Source organism: Rhodoglobus vestalii, assembly GCF_006788895.1.
In the GTDB taxonomy this organism is placed as follows: domain Bacteria; phylum Actinomycetota; class Actinomycetes; order Actinomycetales; family Microbacteriaceae; genus Rhodoglobus; species Rhodoglobus vestalii.
Map to the genome: position 1 here is coordinate 1,479,774 of NZ_VFRA01000001.1, position 16,659 is coordinate 1,496,432.

At 58.8% G+C, this 16,659-nt stretch carries 20 protein-coding genes; 13 read left to right on the plus strand and 7 right to left on the minus strand.

Annotated elements, in window-relative coordinates; all coding sequences use genetic code 11:
- Window positions 1–6 precede the first annotated feature (6 nt).
- On the plus strand, window positions 7–237 hold the full coding sequence (locus FB472_RS14200; RefSeq protein WP_215730409.1) for a hypothetical protein: 231 nt from the start codon (window positions 7–9) through the stop codon (window positions 235–237).
- Window positions 238–261: 24 nt separating this feature from the next.
- Entirely contained in the window at window positions 262–825 is a 564-nt protein-coding gene (locus FB472_RS07155; RefSeq protein ID WP_215730483.1) for a magnesium transporter CorA family protein, read from the plus strand.
- Here FB472_RS07155 and FB472_RS07160 read toward each other — a convergent pair.
- Window positions 822–1,058: a hypothetical protein gene (locus FB472_RS07160; RefSeq protein WP_141990320.1), complete on the minus strand. Its 237-nt coding sequence runs from the start codon at window positions 1,056–1,058 to the stop codon at window positions 822–824. The two genes, FB472_RS07155 and FB472_RS07160, sit on opposite strands and share 4 nt — an antisense overlap.
- Before the next feature lie 233 nt (window positions 1,059–1,291).
- Here FB472_RS07160 and FB472_RS07165 point away from each other — a divergent pair, with 233 nt between their 5' ends.
- From FB472_RS07165 to FB472_RS07180, 4 genes are all read left to right on the plus strand, one after another.
- Complete coding sequence (locus tag FB472_RS07165) at window positions 1,292–2,275, plus strand: ABC transporter permease (RefSeq protein ID WP_141990321.1); 984 nt, start codon at window positions 1,292–1,294, stop codon at window positions 2,273–2,275.
- 70 nt (window positions 2,276–2,345) lie between these two features.
- Window positions 2,346–3,197 carry an ABC transporter permease gene (locus tag FB472_RS07170; RefSeq protein WP_141990322.1) on the plus strand — a complete coding sequence of 284 codons (852 nt, stop codon included), beginning with the start codon at window positions 2,346–2,348 and terminating at the stop codon, window positions 3,195–3,197.
- Window positions 3,194–5,254 (plus strand): ABC transporter ATP-binding protein, encoded by a 2,061-nt coding sequence (locus FB472_RS07175; protein ID WP_141990323.1) that lies wholly within the window; start codon window positions 3,194–3,196, stop codon window positions 5,252–5,254. Before FB472_RS07170 ends, FB472_RS07175 begins: the two co-directional genes overlap by 4 nt.
- Window positions 5,255–5,351: 97 nt before the next feature.
- Entirely contained in the window at window positions 5,352–7,055 is a 1,704-nt protein-coding gene (locus FB472_RS07180; RefSeq protein ID WP_141990324.1) for an ABC transporter family substrate-binding protein, read from the plus strand.
- 139 nt (window positions 7,056–7,194) lie between these two features.
- Here FB472_RS07180 and FB472_RS07185 read toward each other — a convergent pair whose 3' ends face one another.
- Window positions 7,195–8,061, minus strand: coding sequence for a CPBP family intramembrane glutamic endopeptidase (locus FB472_RS07185; RefSeq protein ID WP_246078123.1), 867 nt, complete (start codon window positions 8,059–8,061; stop codon window positions 7,195–7,197).
- A gap of 352 nt (window positions 8,062–8,413) precedes the next feature.
- Between FB472_RS07185 and FB472_RS07190 the strand changes: the two genes are divergently transcribed.
- Both FB472_RS07190 and FB472_RS07195 read left to right on the plus strand, forming a co-directional pair.
- Complete coding sequence (locus FB472_RS07190; RefSeq protein ID WP_246078125.1) at window positions 8,414–8,986, plus strand: uridine kinase family protein; 573 nt, start codon at window positions 8,414–8,416, stop codon at window positions 8,984–8,986.
- A gap of 23 nt (window positions 8,987–9,009) precedes the next feature.
- On the plus strand, window positions 9,010–9,564 hold the full coding sequence (locus FB472_RS07195) for a GNAT family N-acetyltransferase (protein WP_141990325.1): 555 nt from the start codon (window positions 9,010–9,012) through the stop codon (window positions 9,562–9,564).
- Here FB472_RS07195 and FB472_RS07200 read toward each other — a convergent pair.
- Together FB472_RS07200 and FB472_RS07205 are read right to left on the minus strand one after the other, a co-directional pair.
- Complete coding sequence (locus tag FB472_RS07200) at window positions 9,561–9,827, minus strand: hypothetical protein (protein ID WP_141990326.1); 267 nt, start codon at window positions 9,825–9,827, stop codon at window positions 9,561–9,563. The genes FB472_RS07195 and FB472_RS07200 overlap by 4 nt on opposite strands.
- 54 nt (window positions 9,828–9,881) lie before the next feature.
- Window positions 9,882–10,367 (minus strand): hypothetical protein, encoded by a 486-nt coding sequence (locus FB472_RS07205; RefSeq protein ID WP_141990327.1) that lies wholly within the window; start codon window positions 10,365–10,367, stop codon window positions 9,882–9,884.
- A gap of 344 nt (window positions 10,368–10,711) precedes the next feature.
- On the opposite strand from FB472_RS07205, the gene FB472_RS07210 reads away from it, so the two are divergent.
- Window positions 10,712–10,975 carry a type II toxin-antitoxin system Phd/YefM family antitoxin gene (locus tag FB472_RS07210; RefSeq protein ID WP_141990328.1) on the plus strand — a complete coding sequence of 88 codons (264 nt, stop codon included), beginning with the start codon at window positions 10,712–10,714 and terminating at the stop codon, window positions 10,973–10,975.
- Window positions 10,976–11,351: 376 nt separating this feature from the next.
- Here FB472_RS07210 and FB472_RS07225 read toward each other — a convergent pair whose 3' ends face one another.
- Window positions 11,352–12,755: a dihydrolipoyl dehydrogenase family protein gene (locus tag FB472_RS07225; protein WP_246078126.1), complete on the minus strand. Its 1,404-nt coding sequence runs from the start codon at window positions 12,753–12,755 to the stop codon at window positions 11,352–11,354.
- Window positions 12,748–13,047, minus strand: a complete 300-nt coding sequence (locus FB472_RS07230) for a thioredoxin family protein (protein ID WP_141990329.1) — start codon at window positions 13,045–13,047, stop codon at window positions 12,748–12,750. The genes FB472_RS07225 and FB472_RS07230 overlap by 8 nt, the downstream gene beginning before the upstream one ends.
- A gap of 56 nt (window positions 13,048–13,103) precedes the next feature.
- Between FB472_RS07230 and FB472_RS07235 the strand changes: the two genes are divergently transcribed.
- Window positions 13,104–13,544: a heavy metal-responsive transcriptional regulator gene (locus tag FB472_RS07235; RefSeq protein ID WP_141990330.1), complete on the plus strand. Its 441-nt coding sequence runs from the start codon at window positions 13,104–13,106 to the stop codon at window positions 13,542–13,544.
- Between the two features lie 242 nt (window positions 13,545–13,786).
- Here FB472_RS07235 and FB472_RS07240 read toward each other — a convergent pair whose 3' ends face one another.
- Window positions 13,787–14,335 (minus strand): TetR/AcrR family transcriptional regulator, encoded by a 549-nt coding sequence (locus FB472_RS07240; protein WP_141990331.1) that lies wholly within the window; start codon window positions 14,333–14,335, stop codon window positions 13,787–13,789.
- Between the two features lie 58 nt (window positions 14,336–14,393).
- On the opposite strand from FB472_RS07240, the gene FB472_RS07245 reads away from it, so the two are divergent.
- The 3 genes from FB472_RS07245 (at window position 14,394) to FB472_RS07255 (ending at window position 16,441) form a co-directional block, all read left to right on the plus strand.
- Window positions 14,394–15,215, plus strand: a complete 822-nt coding sequence (locus tag FB472_RS07245; protein WP_246078127.1) for an SDR family NAD(P)-dependent oxidoreductase — start codon at window positions 14,394–14,396, stop codon at window positions 15,213–15,215.
- A gap of 327 nt (window positions 15,216–15,542) precedes the next feature.
- Window positions 15,543–15,815: a PadR family transcriptional regulator gene (locus FB472_RS07250; protein ID WP_281283327.1), complete on the plus strand. Its 273-nt coding sequence runs from the start codon at window positions 15,543–15,545 to the stop codon at window positions 15,813–15,815.
- Window positions 15,812–16,441 (plus strand): DUF2812 domain-containing protein, encoded by a 630-nt coding sequence (locus FB472_RS07255; RefSeq protein WP_141990333.1) that lies wholly within the window; start codon window positions 15,812–15,814, stop codon window positions 16,439–16,441. Before FB472_RS07250 ends, FB472_RS07255 begins: the two co-directional genes overlap by 4 nt.
- Window positions 16,442–16,659 lie beyond the last annotated feature (218 nt).

Sequence of the window (16,659 nt, forward strand, 5' to 3'; positions counted from 1 at the left end):
GCGCTGATGCCAATTGCCATCTCACGGAGTCGGCACACGGGATGGCGTCCAGAACCAGCAGCGCGACTGCGATACTGGGCGGATGATTTTCTGAGCGCGTACGCAGTGCGGTTGGATGCCGACACGGGAGAATTGACGACCGCAGAGATTGCCGCCTTCATCACCCCGAAAGCCCTGATCACTGTTCGCAAAGACGACAGCTTTCCCATCGACGCCCTGCTCGATCACCTCGACTAGAATGCCGAACTTACCAGCCATGGCATCAGTGCACTTCTTTACGGGCTGCTCGATTTCGTTATCGACGGGCACTTCACTACAGTTCAGGCCCTCGATGACCAGATTGAGAATCTTGAGGATCTCCTGTTCGACGAGCGGCCCCATGACACGGATGTGCAGCGACGCAGTTTTGAATTGCGCAAGAGTCTTGTTCAATTGCGACGGGTCGTGCTGCCCATGCGGGAGGTGGTCAACACCCTTATTCGGCGTGATATCGACCTCGTTCCCCGCGAAATGGCTCCCTACTATCAGGACCTTTACGATCACGTTCTGCGCGCCACCGAGTGGACCGACAGTTTGCGAGATCTTGTGTCGACGATTGTCGAAACCAATCTGACCATTCAGGGCAACCGGCTCAATGTCATCACCAAAAAGGTGACCAGTTGGGCGGCCATCATCGCGGTGCCGACGGCCGTCACGGGCTTCTGCGGCCAAAATTTGCCATTCCCCGGGTTCGCCAACACCTCTGGCTTCGTCACGTCGGCCCTGCTCATCGTCGTGCTCTCGGTAACCCTGTTCGTCGTTTTTAAACGAAACGACTGGCTCTAGCGGCGAGACTTCGACCGCTGAACGCCCGCCGAGGCACCAACGCTGAATCCTCCGACGAATAAGACCAAGCCGAGGCCTGCAACCACGAAAGGGAGGATGAACGTCGGCGGCGCTGATCGCAGTGACCCAGCCTCGTCCACCCACGTTCCGAACTCGATTCCGTAGAAGAAGATCACAACCAGAATCGCCAGGCCGATCGCCGCAGTGAGCCATCCCCAAATAATTTCCCGCATGGTCGGGAGTCTGCCACACGCTCAAGCTGCAGTCACCCATCCGAGAAGCACCTAAAATTGCGTGGCCTTCGAAGCTGAGGTTTCTGCCTAAAGTGCTATCCGCGGTCCCAAAAAAGTTTTCCACAGGTCGACACGACTTTCGAAAATGACGATCGCGTCTGTATACACTTCTCACTGGCTCAGCGCGGTGTCGGCGATCCTGACACACGCTTTCACATGAGAAAGACAACCTCTTGATCAAGTATTTGATGCGTCGCTTCGCCGGCTGGATGCTCATGATCGTGGTCGCGACAAATCTGACTTACTTTTTGGCATGGGGCTTTCTTGACCCGCGCAACAACTACGTTGGACGCCGTCCACCGCTGTCAGAGGATCAGATAGTCCAGCTGCTCCAACCACGAGACCTCAGCGATACCGTTCCGCTCTTCGAACGTTGGTGGAGCTGGTTCTCCGGCATCATCTTCCGCTGGGATTGGGGAGTAAGCCCCGTCGGCCAGTCGGTGAATGAGCAGGTGGCGTATCGCATGTGGGTGAGCGCCGAACTCGTTCTTGGTGCCACGGTCATCGCCACCGTCTTGGGCATTGCCCTCGGCGTGTACACCGCTTCCAGACAGTACAAGCTTGCCGACCGCATCGGTCAGGCCACCTCGATAGTCACGATGAACATCAATATTGTCGTGGCGGCTCTCGGAATCGTGCTGCTGGCGATCGGCTTCAACAACATGGTGGGAACGACGGTATTCTTCGTCACTGGCTCAGCGAGTCCGGATGTTACGGGGTTCTTCCCCACCATCATCGATGCCCTCCAGCATCTGATTTTACCGACCATCGCACTCGTGATCATTGGTTATGCTGGCACCCATTTTCTTCAGCGTTCGCTGCTGCTCGACAATATCAACGCCGACTACGTGCGGACCGCCCGCGCCAAGGGCTTGACGAAGGCGCAGGCCATTCGCAAGCACGCGCTGCGCACCTCGCTCATTCCGGTGGCAACACAGGTGGCTTTTACAATCCCCACCGTTTTTATGGGCGCAATCCTTACCGAGTCGATCTTCGGATGGAACGGCATGGGTCGCTACTTTCTTGAAACCATTGCAAAAAATGACATCCATGGAACCGTCGCGATTGCCGCGTTTGGCGCGGTTCTCACCGCGATCGGCGCGCTGCTCGCCGACATCGCCGTCGTTGTTCTCGATCCGAGAGTGCGGGTGAGCTGAGATGCCCAGAAATTCGATCCAACCGGCCGTCGGCCCAGAAACCACTGCCCTTCGGCTTCCCAGAAAGCGCATGTCGAAGTGGCAACTCTACTCCCGGCGTTTTCGGCGCAATCGTCCGGCCGTTGCGGGCCTCGTGATCTTCGCGCTCCTCGTGCTGTTCGCGCTCGTTGCTCCCCTGCTTGCGCGCTACGACCACATCGAGCTCGATTTTCTCAACCTCGGTGAGCCACCGAACGGTGAACACTGGTTTGGCACCACGAGCGCAGGCAACGACACCTTCGCCCAGGTGGCAATCGGCCTGCAACGCTCACTCATGATCGCCGTCTCCGTTTCGGTGGGAACCACCGTGATCTCGGCGGTGGTTGGCACGGCGGCCGCATACTTCAGCGGCATGTTCGAGCGGGTCACCCTGCTGCTCATTCACTTTCTCATGGTCGTGCCCACTTTTCTGCTCCTAGCAATGTTCTCCAACGACTCAGGGGGAGACTGGCGCATTATTTCGCTCATCATGATCCTCATCGGGTGGTTCTTCCCTGCTCGCGTGATCTGGACGATGGCGCTCTCACTGCGTGAACGTGAGTATGTCCACGCTGCCCGTTACATGGGCGTGCCGGGAATGAAGATCGTGTTGCGCCACATGCTGCCCAACATCGGTTCGCTTTTGGTGATCAACTTCACGCTAGGTGTAGTTGCGGCGGTGATGATTGAAACGGGTCTTTCGTTCTTGGGCTTCGGTGTCAAGATCCCCGATGTCTCGCTCGGTTCACTGATCGGCTCCGGTGCAAACACGATCACCAGTGCGCCGTGGCTGTTCTATTTTCCTGCCGCCGCGCTCACACTACTCACCGTCTCGATGGCCCTAGTCGCTGATGGCTTGCGGGATGCGCTCGACCCAACTTCGGCCGCGGGAGGGCGAGCATGACCAACCCACTACTTTCTGTTCGCGACCTCAAGGTCAGCTTCCCCTCGGAGACGGGCACCGTGGATGCTGTGCGCGGCATCTCATTTGACCTCGAGGCGGGTCGCACCCTCGGCATTGTCGGCGAATCTGGCTCGGGCAAGTCGGTCACATCATTAGCAATCATGGGCCTGCTAGACGAGAACGTTCGGATCTCTGGATCAATCGTCTTCGACGGCCAGGAACTACTCGGACAGTCTGACAAACAGCTCTCCGCGATTCGGGGCAATGGCTTGGTGATGATCTTTCAAGACCCGTTGTCGTCGCTCACCCCGGTCTTCAGCATTGGCGACCAGCTGATTGAGGCGCTCACCGTTCATCGCAAGCTCTCGAAGCGAGAAGCGTGGGCTCGTGCGGTCGAACTGCTCGAGACCGTGGGGCTCCCTGATCCCGAACGGCGCATGAAATCGTTCCCCCACGAGTTCTCTGGCGGGATGCGCCAGAGAGTGGTGATCGCTATTGCGATGGCCAACAAGCCGAAACTCATCATCGCCGATGAGCCGACAACCGCCCTCGATGTGACGATCCAAGCGCAGATTCTTGATCTGATCTCCCAAGCCCAGAGTGAGACCGGTGCCGCCGTCATCATGATCACCCACGACATGGGAGTCGTCGCTAAGACCGCCGACGATGTGCTGGTCATGTACGCGGGCAAGCCGGTTGAGAAGGCTCCCGTGCACGAACTCTTCCACCGCACGCGGATGCCGTACTCCATTGGCCTCCTTGGTGCGATCCCCCGGGTCGACAAGGCCGAGAAACAACCCCTCGTACCTGTCAAGGGAAACCCGCCACTGCTGATCAACCTTCCGGATGCGTGCCCATTCGCATCGCGCTGTCCGATCGCTATCGATGCCTGTCACACACGCGAACCCGATCTCGTGAACGTCGGCAACACAGGGGTCGGCGAACATCAGGCTGCGTGCATCCGCTCACACGAAATTACTGATGGTGGGCTCATCGATGGGCGCCCGGTGTTTCCTCTGCCAGCCATCCCGGAGAGCGCGCTAGCGGACGTGCCCCGCGAAGATCGACCGGTGACGCTCGAAGTACGCAATATGACCAAGACTTTTCCGCTGATGAAGGGGGCCTTCCTCAAACGCAAGCTGGGGGAGGTGCATGCAATTCGCGGAATATCGTTTGACATCCGAGAGGGCGAGACGCTGGCGATCGTCGGCGAATCGGGTTGCGGCAAGACCACAACTCTGCTGCAGATCATGGATCTGGTCGAACAGGTTGACGGTGACATCCTGATCAACGGAACGAGTGTCGCCGATGTGCGCGGCGGTCAAGCCGAGCGCGCGCTGCGGCGTGACGTCCAAATCGTGTTCCAAGATCCGATGGGCGCCCTCGACCCGCGCATGACGGTGGCCGATATTATCGCCGAACCGTTGCGTGCGATCGGGACCACGAAGGTTGAGAGCGAAACACGTGTCGATGAGTTGATGGACTTGGTTGGCCTCGACCCATCGCACAGCAACCGTTTTCCGGCAGCATTCTCGGGGGGCCAACGCCAACGCATCGGTATCGCCCGAGCCTTGGCCACCAACCCCAAGGTTGTAGTGCTGGATGAACCCGTCTCGGCTCTCGACGTTTCCATCCAGGCTGGCGTGATTAACCTACTCGATGAACTCAAGGCCAAGCTGGGTCTGTCGTACCTGTTCGTCGCCCACGACCTCTCCGTTGTCCGGCACATCGCCGATCGAGTAGCCGTCATGTATCTGGGCGCTTTCGTTGAGCATGGCAGCGTCGACGAAATATTCGAGAATCCACAACATCCCTATACGCAAGCGTTGCTCTCTGCGATCCCCATCCCAGATCCGGACATCGAGCGCACCCGCGAACGCATCGTACTCACCGGTGATCTGGCAAGCGCCACCGATCAGGTTGGTGGCTGCTCCTTCGCCAGCAGATGCCAGCTATTCCCCGTTCTTCCGCCAGAGAATCAGGCCCGTTGTCTCGGCGAAGTGCCACCGTTGACCGGGCCTGAGAACGCCCATCGCAATGCATGTCATTTCAGATAGAACGTTTTGGCTCAGAAGCCATCGCCCCCGTTCGGGTGTCAAGATTCTGAGCCAGAGTTAGTCTTCCCACATCCAAACCCACAAAGTAAGGAACGGTATGAATCAGCACAGAAAGCTGCTTGGAATTATTGCACTGGGTGGTGTTCTCACCCTCGGTATCAGCGGTTGCGCCGCGGGAGGTGGCCCCGGCGACGATGGCGGAGATGCCATTGCTGTTTCGGCCGCTGACTACAATCCCCAACCACGCGAGAACCTTCAGGAGGGCGGCGAGGTGGTCTTCCCGATCACGGAAATTACCCCGCAGATGAACCCCCTCAACGGTGACGCAAGCGCAGACACCTCGCGCCTCGCTACGTGGTACACACCACAAATTCTGCTTATGGAAGAGGACGGCACAGCCTACAAGAACGATGCCTACCTCGACGAGTGGGACTTCGGTGTCGCGGACGGCAAGACGTTTGTGAACTTCACCATTAACGACGACGCCGTCTGGAACGATGGCTCACCCATCGACTGGAAAGCGTTCGAAGCAACCTGGATCGCCAACCGTTCCTACGAAGAGGGTTACAGCCCCAATGCCACCGACGGCTATAAGGAGATCGAGTCGGTCACCAAGGGTGAGACAGATAAGCAGGCTGTCGTCACATTCAAGGCCGAATTTGCGTGGCCCCAGATGCTCTTCACCACTGTGCTTAACCCCAATGTGAACACGCCCGAAATCTTCAACGAAGGCTTCATTGACGAGCCACATGCTGAGTGGGGTGCCGGGCCTTACAAGCTCAGCAACTTCGACATCAACGGCGGAACCGTGGTGTTTGAGCCCAACGAAAACTGGTGGGGCGAGAAGCCACTGCTTGACAAGGTGACCTTCCGTCAGCTGGACCGCGCAGCATCGATTAACGCTTTTAAGAACGGCGAGATCGACATGGCGAGCACCAACACTAAGGACCGCCTCGAGCAGGTCAAGGATATGGATAGTGTCGTAACTTACCGCGCTCAGCAGACGGCTAATACTCTTCTGCAGGTTGATGCCGACAAGCCACAGTTTCAGGACATCAATGTTCGCAAAGCATTCTTCATGGCGATTGATGTGGAGCAGCAGAAGAAGGTCGTGTGGAACGGTCTGAACTACGAAGAGGATCCTGCTGGTTCGTTCACGCTCTACTCCTTCCAGCCTGGCTACGTCAACGCGCTCGAAGAGGCTGGCTACAAGTTTGATCTTGAAGGTGCAAAGGGACTGCTTGACGAGGCTGGCTGGGTCGAGGGCGAGGACGGAATTCGCGAGAAGGATGGCGTCGCACTTGCGGTGACCTACCCGATCTTCAGCGATGACCCCGTGCAGGAGGCTAGCGCCAAGGCTTTGCAGCAGCAGCTGAAGGCCGCCGGTTTTGATGTCACCATCGACACGCGTTCGCCTCAGGACTTCTCGACGGACTACTCCACGAAGAACTGGGACATTTTCTCGCTACGCTTCACTGCGTCTGATCCTTTCGGTGCGGCGTGGTTCTGCCAGATTTACTGCTCCGATAGCGGGCTAAACCTTTCAGGAACGGGAACCCCCGAGATCGACACGAAGATCCAAGACCAGCTCGAGACGATCGCTGACCCCGAGGCGCAGACGGCCGAGGCGATGAAGCTCGAGGCCGAGATCTTTGCCGAAACTTGGGGTATCTTCCCGATGTATAACGGACCAGAAATCTGGACCGTCAAGGAAGGTCTCGCGAACCTCACGCCTGAGCCTTACGTTGGCCTGGACCTCTTCGGTGTGCAGCCCGTCGAGAACACGGGTTGGGAGAAGTAGGGTCTGACCTTCTGAACCCAACAGGGCGGGTCGGGTGCTTCGGCATCCGGCCCGCCCTGTTTTCGTTGAGAGTTGAGCATGGCCAACCCGAGCCGAGCCGAGTGGAGCCGAGCGGAGCCGGTAGAGCCTGGATGCCAACTCAGTTGCGAAGCAACGCGGCCGCTACAGGCCATCCATTCGTAAAGATGTGGATGATGATGATTGCTGTGAGGTTGCGGTAACGCCACCACATCACCCCCAAGAACAGGCCGAAGGAACCCTGCGCGACGATTACTCGGGCGACATCAAACACGATGTCTCCGGTTCCGCGCGAGGCGAGGTGCATAAGCGCAAACGCTAGAGACGCGGCGACGATGCCCGGCCACGCACCCAATCCCGCTTCGAGGCGGGTCTGAAGCCAACGCCGGTAGAAAAGCTCCTCCCCAACACCCGCCGTGAGCGCTGTCGCCACCGCAGCGACCATCACAAAGTTCGGATCCAGGCCGGCTATTTCGAACCGGGGGTTCCACGGCGCGATCTGAGACAGCACTGTCCAGACAACAACCACAATCGCAGGTGCCCACCATCTTGAGGGTTGCCGATTCCACTGAATCTTCACGCTACGTCGGGCGAGAAGAAGAAGCACCCCGGGGATGACCATGAACAAGACGAGCTTGCCAAGAACGTAGAGCTCCCCCTCGAGCGGAATGTTCGCCGCAGCCAGCGGAAAAACGACAGCCAATGAGACTAAGGCGAAAGTGGTGATCGTGAATGGGCGTCGTTCGCCTACGGTTGCGGGGCGAGGCGGTGCGGGGCGCGGAAGCAGAAGCACCAGTGCGATGCCGACCGCCGAGGGAAGCAGCCTTATCCAGTGGGCAATCGATTTCGCGCCCGGATCTGACGACACTACCGCGCCCTGCGGCGACACGACTACGACTATCACCAAACTTATGGCCCAGAGCATCGCCCCAGCGATCACGATCCAACGACCCACCCGACGGCGGATCTCCGCTGCGTTGTTCTCCATAGGATCGACAGTACTGCTCGATGAAGCGGTTTCATCGGTTGATCTGAGTGAGTGTCAGTTATTGCACAATTGGGATAAGCTCACGCCATAAAAGCAAAGAGGCCCAGTACCGTTCTGCTCATTATCGGCGCGGTCATGACTGTCGGCGGTTTCATCACGGCCGTGGTCTACCTGTTTTAACCGTGGCGCACCTGTGACTACGATGACAACCCGTCACCCTGCTCCATGCTTCCCGGTGACGCCGCCATTCTGCTCGCTGCAATCTTCGCGACGGTGCTCGGGGTGTTCACGCTTCTGGGCGTGCTCATTGTCCATCTCCAAGAGCGTCGGTAAAATCCTCTACGCTCGTGCTGTGACGCTAGATGGACTCATCGGCCAGATCGACGCCCAGCGCCGAAAGACCGGACCCCGGACCATTGTGGGAATATCCGGCTATTGCGGCTCCGGCAAATCCACTCTCACCCGACAGCTTGTTGCTGCCGTTCCTGATTCGAAGCGGATGCGGGGCGACGATTTCTTGGACCCCGTCCGCTCCCACCGGCGTTCGTCGGACTGGGATGGGGTGGAACGGTTACGACTCGCATCAGAAGTGTTGGCGCCCAGGCGCGAGGGACGACCGAGCACATTTCGACGCTATGACTGGAGCCAGAGGCAACTCGGAACCCCAGAACCGCTCCCGGTCGCACAAATTCTCGTGGTCGATCTCATCGGGCTTTTTCACGCTGAAGCGCTTCCGTTTATTGATCTCACTATCTGGTGCGACGTTGATCTGCAAACAGCGGCTCGACGCGGCATGGAAAGAGACGAGAAACTAGGACGAAATCACGGAGTGCTTTGGCGCGATGTATGGATTCCGAATGAACGTGACTTTCACGATCAGTTCTCTCCCCGCACTCAAGCGGATATTCGCTACTCGCTGTCTTAGCAGCGCCTGTCAGAATGGCGTAGATGACAATGACCATGCACCCGTGGACGCACCCGCAATCACAGCAGATGCAGCTAGTAGCGATTCCGAAACTTGTCCTCAACGCACTGGCCCGCGGAGAAGCTGTCGATGATGCACACTCCTCCCTCATCACGCCGTACCTTGCGGGCGTGGAGTGCATCGGGCTCTGGCGCATGAGAAGCGAACAAATTGTCGATACCCCGTCGGACGCGCCCTGGGTCACCCGATTGATCATTGTGCCCGGCGTCGATGGTGCTGTTGGGATAGCCGGATTTCATGGAGCACCGGATGGTGCCGGGATGGTCGAAGTTGGCTACAGGATCGCTCCGGAATATCGAAGGAGGGGGTATGCGAGGCGGGCTCTCGAAACTCTGCTTTCGGTAGCCAGCGCCAGTGCGGACGTGCAGATCGTTCGAGCCACCATCAGTCCAGAAAATCATCCGTCGCGATCCCTGGTTGACGGTTACGGCTTCACAGAAGTCGGTGAACAGTGGGACGAAGAAGACGGTCTTGAGACCATTTTCGAAGTAGCCGCACGCGGTAGTGGCGCTGCCTAAGAGGAGGGCTGCAATTCGGCCTTGCCGTTTCGGACTACGATTTGCTCCTCAGGGCAAACGGGCCCGGCGACCACAAACTTCTCGCCTGACGTGAACTCCACGGTGACGTCGCCCGGGGTGCAGCCCGATCCGAGGATGCTGGCGCCTCCCCCTGCTGAGACAATAATCTCATCGTCCCCGGTCGTGACGGTCACGTCGGAAGAGCTTTCGTTGCTGATGGTGAGATCGCCGACGCTGCTGCACGCGGTCAAAGCTGCGGTCACTGCCACAATTAATAGCCCAGTTCTTACAAATTTGTTCCAGTGTCTCATCGCCGGTTAGCCCCCATTGATCAGGTCGACAGTTTCTTGAGCGTTGTCGTCGGGCGAGAGAGCAATCATTATTTGGTTGCCGATTAGCGGTTCCGCCACGAATACCGCGGACCGAATCTCCGGACCTATTTTCATGACCAATCGTGCGGGTTCCCCGGCTCCCGCTGCTTCTTCTGTGAGCGCATTAAGGACTACCGCCCCCTCATCCGTAAACGTCACATCAACGGCGTTTTGCCCACCAGCTTCAGCAACCGCGGCGTCTTCCACCGACGCCCGCTCAAACGCTGTGGGCTTCAGAACATATTGGTCGTTGACTAAAATGCAGTCAGGGTCTGACCCCTCAACGCATGTCTCCGATACCGCCAACTCGATTGCTCCCCCGGGCATCGCCGCGGGTACGTCCACGTAATCGGTGCCACCCTGGGCGGCACAGCCGCTAAGAGCCAACAGGGCGACGAGAAATAGTGAAACTCTTTGAGTTCGCGAGGTCATGGTCTCTTTTCCTCAGGTGTTGGAACTAGCTGATCCGGGCCCGCAAGATGTGGTCGAACCCGCCAAGCAAAGAACGCACCAACCGCGAAGAGCACAGAGAGTGCAATCGGGATCCACGCATGAAGAGACGCATCGGGATCAAAAGCTCTCGGCACGATTAGGATCAGGGCCGCACCGGCGACAACCGTGACCGTGAAAAAGACTAGGAAGCGCGGAAGACTTCGCTTCATGGGTGCCAACCTCCTGTGGTGCATTCGGCGATGACGCTAATCGCTACGTCCCTGCAACTCTAACCCCGACAGATACAGTGTGTACACAGTTGAACTAGGCGTACACTAATTGTCATGGATACCGTGACGAACAAAATCTCGACGCGTGAACTGCGAAGCCAGCTCTCCGATGTGCTCGGCCGTGCAATGTACGGGGGTGAGCGCATCGGCGTGACCCGCAACGGCAAGCTCGCCGCCGTCGTAATCAGCGTGGCTGACTTGGAAGCTCTCGAAGCATTCGAGATGGCGCAGGACGTTGCCGCATATCGCGAGGCAAATGCTTCCGATGATGGCACTCGCGTGACGGTTGATGATCTTCGCGCCGACCTCGCTTCGTGAGCTATCGAGTCGAGTTTACCGCGGCCGCGGCTCGGCAAGTAAGGAAGCTCCCACGTCCTGCTCGCGATCGTGTAATCGACGCACGGGCCGCGCGCGAGAGCAAGACCAGGTCAGAGGCTATCCGCGACGCATTGACTTCCTACGTCGCGTAAACGTGCACGATTCTGCGCGAAAAAACGGCATCCTGTCGGAAGATGTCATCAAGGCGGCCACTTCGTCGCTCTGGGTCGAAGACCTCGATGACGATTCACCCGCGCGCCAACTCCGGCTGAGATTCGACACTCAGGGAAGACTGCTCGACGCTGTCGTGCTCATCTTCGATAGCGGCAACGAACTCGTCATCCGTGCGAACGAATCGCTTAACTTGGTGAAGTTTCTAGAGCATGGAGCCGAGGTCAGATCCGATTGTCGGGTATGCAGCGGTGGTTGATTTGAGTTGCCGCGTCGTAATCCCGAGCTTTATGGCCAAGCCGAACGTGTTTACCAGTTCGCTGTATTCGGGCCCCAGCAGGTGGGCACCGACGATGAGGTCATTCGATCTGTCGATGAGGACTTTCGCCGTCGCGGTGCTCTCGCCGATCCGATAGTTGGAGTACCAGCCACTGGTGTCGGAGTAGCGAACTGTTAAATCGATGCCCTGCTCGGTGGCCTCTGATTCCAGCAGGCCTACACGGACGAGTTCAGGGATGGTGAAGACGACGGTAGGGATACCGGCGTAATCAGGCGCAGTGGTGGTCCCTTTAATCATGTTCGATGCCGCCACTTTAGCTTCGGAGACGGCGACCGGAGTCAGGGGCAGTCCGGCGGTGTCTGCTGAGTCGCCGGCCGCCCACACTGCGGGGTTCGACGTGCTCTGAAGGTGCGCTCCCACACGAACCCCGCGCTCGCTCCATTCGATGCCGGCTGATTCCAGCCCCAGTGCGGCGAGGTCGGCGATGCGTCCGGCACCGTGAACTACGAGGTCTGCTTCTACTGTTTCCTCAATGCCGTCATGTTCAAGAGTGACCTGGTAACCATCACCGGTCTGCTTCACATCCGCGATCTGGGTGCTGCGGCGCAATTCAATACCGACCTCACGGCCGCGGTCGACAAGCAGCTCGACAAGATCCGGGTCGAAGCTCTTCAAAGGGCGTGCCCCGCGGTCGATGATTCGTGCCGTGCTTCCGGCACGTGCGACGAGGTGCGCGAACTCGAAGGAGATAAAGCCGCCACCAACAAACAATATTCGTGGGGGGAGGGCATCTAGTTCAAGGAAATCGGTGCTGTCGATGAGGTGCTCGAAACCGGGAAAGTTCAGCGGTCGCGGTCTCGCGCCGGTCGCGATCAGGAAGCGCTCGGCCTGATACCGGGTGCCGTCGATATCGATCTGGTGTGTTCCGACAAACCGTGCGTGCCCGTGGAGCGTGTCGACGCCGGCGCGGTCGAGGCCAGATTCCATGCTCTGGGGAACAGGGTCGGTGAAGCCGTGCTTGTGCGCCATGAGGTCCGGCCAGTTCATCGTCAGCCCTGCATCGTCGATGCCCTTGCCTCGCATGAGGCGGGCACTGTCGATGATCTCAGCACCACGACGCAGAATTTTCTTCGGGTCGCAACCCCGCAACGCGCACGTTCCCCCGTAGGGAAGGGAGTCGACAATAGCGACTCGCCAGCCTTCGGCGGCACATTTCTTTGCGGCGGCGATGCCCGCCATGCCAGCCCCGATGACCATCAGATCGTAATCCTCGGTCACTGGTGTTTCTGCGGCAGATTCCGCTGTGCCCAGGGCGACCGGGTTATGCATCGGCGAGTGCTGTGCGTAGCTGCTCAAGTGTTGGTGCGCCCTCGAACCCGCTCGGCGTCAGGTACCGACGACAAGTCAAACCCGCCTGCGAGCCGGGCTCGGCGAAGAGATCGACGCCGTCTACGTGGATACTCGGTGAGCCGAAAAAACCGACTCGGTCGGCGTGCTCCGGTGTTTCGACCAACTGATAGGTCACGTTAATGTCCGGGCGCTCGCTCGCCAGAAGGTTCAATCGTTCGTCCGCGACTTTCCAGTTCGGGCACCCGGTGAAATAGAGAAGTGTTACATCCATAGGCATCACTGTAGAGCTTGATCCTCGGTATAAGGTCAAGCTCTTAGGATGAGGGGATGCGTATCGGAGAAGTAGCTTCGGAGGTGGGCCTCCCCACCCAGACCATCCGTTTCTACGAGCGCCAAGGTCTGCTTCCTCGACCTCAGCGTGGCTCTAACGGGTACCGCACCTATGACGCCGCGATCGTTAGCCAGCTCCAGTTCATCCGAAGCGGGCAAGGTGCGGGGCTAACACTGTTAGAAATCAAGGCCATACTCGACCTACGCAGCGACGGCGTCAACCCCTGCGCCCACGTCAGCGAGCTACTTTCGACAAAACTCAATGAGGTTCGGACACGACAAGAGGAGCTCGCCGCCTTGGAGGGAGAACTGGAAGGCCTTATCGTGCGCAGTAAGCAGCTTGTTCCTGCCCGGTGCACGGACGCCGAGATCTGTCACATCATCATGCCCACGCACCACGTTTCGAATCGCGAGCAACCCGATGCTCGGGTCTCATAACCCTAGGTTTTGAGGCGTCTCGCCCTGCCCACGTTGACGACGACCCGCAGCGGCTGTGTTGCATCCCATGAGTTTCGAGGCGTCTCGCGTGCAGGTCTTCTGCGGGCTCTCGACGCCGGTTAATTGCGTCAATTTGTGAAATGTTGCGCTTCAATAATCCTGCTGGAAAACGAAGCCGCACAATTGGGAGCCAATCGAACTGACGGCAATCTCATCACCGATAGCGACCGTTTTCGGGTATGTCACTTAAAGGCCGCTGCGCGCAGCGTGCGGGCCACATGGGCGGTCACCCACTCCGAGTCGAACGGGTGAGTCCGAAGCAGCCAGCGGTGGAAGATCGGACCGACGAATAGCTCAGCGATGCCGTAGGGGTCGGGCACGTTTTCGCGCCGGAAGCGATCGGATATGCCAGCGAGCTGGGGGGTGAGAAGTCTCTCGCGGAACTGCGCCGCGAGACCGTCGTCGGATTGCATCTGGGCCGTGATGGCTCGCAGCATAGGCTCGTGGGTCGTGTCGGTCAGCTCAGCAATCGTCGCCGTCGCCAGTAGTTCTAGATCTGCGGCGAGATCGCCCGAGTTTGGCACTTCGACAGTGCCATCCTCAGTCATGCTGCGGGCGAGGAGGGCGTCGAAGAGTATCGCCCCCGTCGATGGCCAGGTCCGATAGAGGGTCTGCTTACTGACGCCTGCCCGCGCTGCTATTCCTTCCATCGTGATCGTGCCAGCCGGGGTCTCATGAGCCAGCGACAGCACGGCCTCGTGTACTTTCTTGCGAGTTTGTTGACGAGCCATACAAGAACCATAGTTGGTAAGATGAGACGGTGCGTCCAGTTTAAGATACGATGGCGGCATGATTTCACCGCAAACATGGATGATCACCGGAGGCAACCGTGGCCTCGGCCGCGCATTGACCTTGGCCGCTCTCGACGCGGGACATTCCGTGGACGCGACTGTGAGGGGTACGCACTCGCTCCCCAAGCACGAGCGTCTTACGGTGCAAACCCTCGACGTTCGGGACCGTCGCGCGGCGCACGAGGCCGCGGAGCTGGCTGTGGCTCGTCTCGGCCGAATCGATGTGCTCGTGAACAACGCCGGCTATGGCCTGATCGGCGCAGTTGAGGAGGTGTCCGAAGAGGATGCCCGCGCGATCATCGACACAAACTTGCTCGGTCCGCTGTGGCTGAGCCAAGCAGTTATCCCGGTCATGCGCGGTCAGGGAGTCGGGCACATCGTTCAGATATCGACTGTGGGAGCCGTGGGTACGAGGCCGCTGCTTGGCCTCTACAACTCCACAAAATGGGGTCTAGAAGCATTCAGCGAGGCGATGGCAGCGGAGGTGCAGCAATTCGGCATCCGCGTCTCCCTCATCGAGCCCGGCGCACTCGACACCGACTGGGCTGGCGGAAGCATGCGGTTCAGCTCACCAACGAACGCCTACGACAGCCTGCGAACCGAGTTGTTCGGCACCGCAGAGGTTCCGTGGCCGAAGAGCGAGCCAGGCAACGGTACAACGCCGGAGAGTGCAGCCTCAGCGATCCTCGCCCGCGTCTCAGCGACCAAGGACCCCCGCCTTCGCGTACTCGTGGGTGACGACGCCCCAGCTCAGGTGAGAGCCGCACTCGACCTTCGCCAAGAGGATTACGCTCGCGACTCCCGCTATCCGACCAGCTGAGACCCCGATCGAATTCGAGGCGTCTCACAACCCGAGGGATGCAAGACGGTCTGGAATACGGTAAACCCGTCATTCGAGCCGTTCCGCCGTAGGTGCAAGCGGCTCCGCATGCTTCACGAGATGCAAGCCGCCCGACTGAGTTTTCTGGCGAAGCTCCGCCTCACGCAATCGTCGCCTCGCGCGCACACAAGGCCGGTCGTGCGAGCCTGATGGGACACTACTCAGTTGCACTGTATAGCGACTAGCTATACAGTTGGACTGAATAAGGAGGACGCCTTGCGGAGAAACCCACGACTGCCACTCACTGAGACGGTTGCCTATATCCTTTTGGCCCTTATACAGCCTGCGCACGGGTACGCGATCATGGCCCGGGTAGAGACCATGAGCGATGACGCTGTACGCCTGGCGCCTGGCACTTTGTACGGCGCGCTCGAGAACCTCGTGAAGCAGAAGCTGATCACGCGGGTCGCGGACGCTGATCCGCGTCGCAAGGTCTACCAAATCACCGAGCTCGGATATCAGACGCTTGCGCAGGACGCGGAGCGGATGGCGCACCTCGTGCGCGTCTTTGAGCGGACCCAAGGAGGGATAGAGAAATGAAGAAGGTATTCAAACTCTTCGTCGATTTTGACAAAGAAGAGAGGTGGCTCAACAGCATGGCCGCCAAAGGTCAGCTTTTGGCGAAGGCTGGACTGTTGTATTCATTCACCCCGATCGTGCCCGGATCAGCGGTGGTACGCATCGATTATCGGCCGAGCATGAGCGCCGATGACTTCGACGACTACCGGTCCCTCTTTTGGGACGCTGGGTGGCAGCATCTAAGTGGGTCTCGCAGCAGCGGAAATCAGTACTTCGCCTCCACCGGCGGCGATGAGAACGCCGAGATCTTCTCCGAGGCAGGCTCCAAAGCACAACGGTATCGGCGCGCGATTCGGGTCAGTTCGGCAGTAGTCTTTCCATTCCTAGTTGTGACTTTCGTTCTCTTTTCATCGGGAAGTGCAATGATCAAGACCCTCTTTTCACCGGGCAACTGGTATCTGACACCCGGTATATGGGAGAAAGAGGGAGGGGAACTTCTCGGTGCGTTTTTGTTTGAGACACCGTTCGTCGCACTCCGCGTCGGCGGCCCCATCCTGCTCATCGCGGCGGTGTTCGTGATGCTGGCAATGATCGCGTATCAAAGCTTTCGGTATCGGCGGGCGATTAGAGACTCCACTGCCGTATAGCTGTGCGTTCTGCGGGTGTCTCGGAAGAGCAAAAGCCTTATGAGGCACCACGTCCGTTTTCGTAGCAGGTCCCCTTCACCATCAGTCCCCATCTGGACAATGTTTTAGATTCCGGAGTACGAAACCTTCGTCTCTTGCGGGCCAGCAGACCTCCGGTAGGACGTCTTTCAACCCATGGGTTTCGAGGCACTTCGGTTACGAGACAACGGTAGGACCCG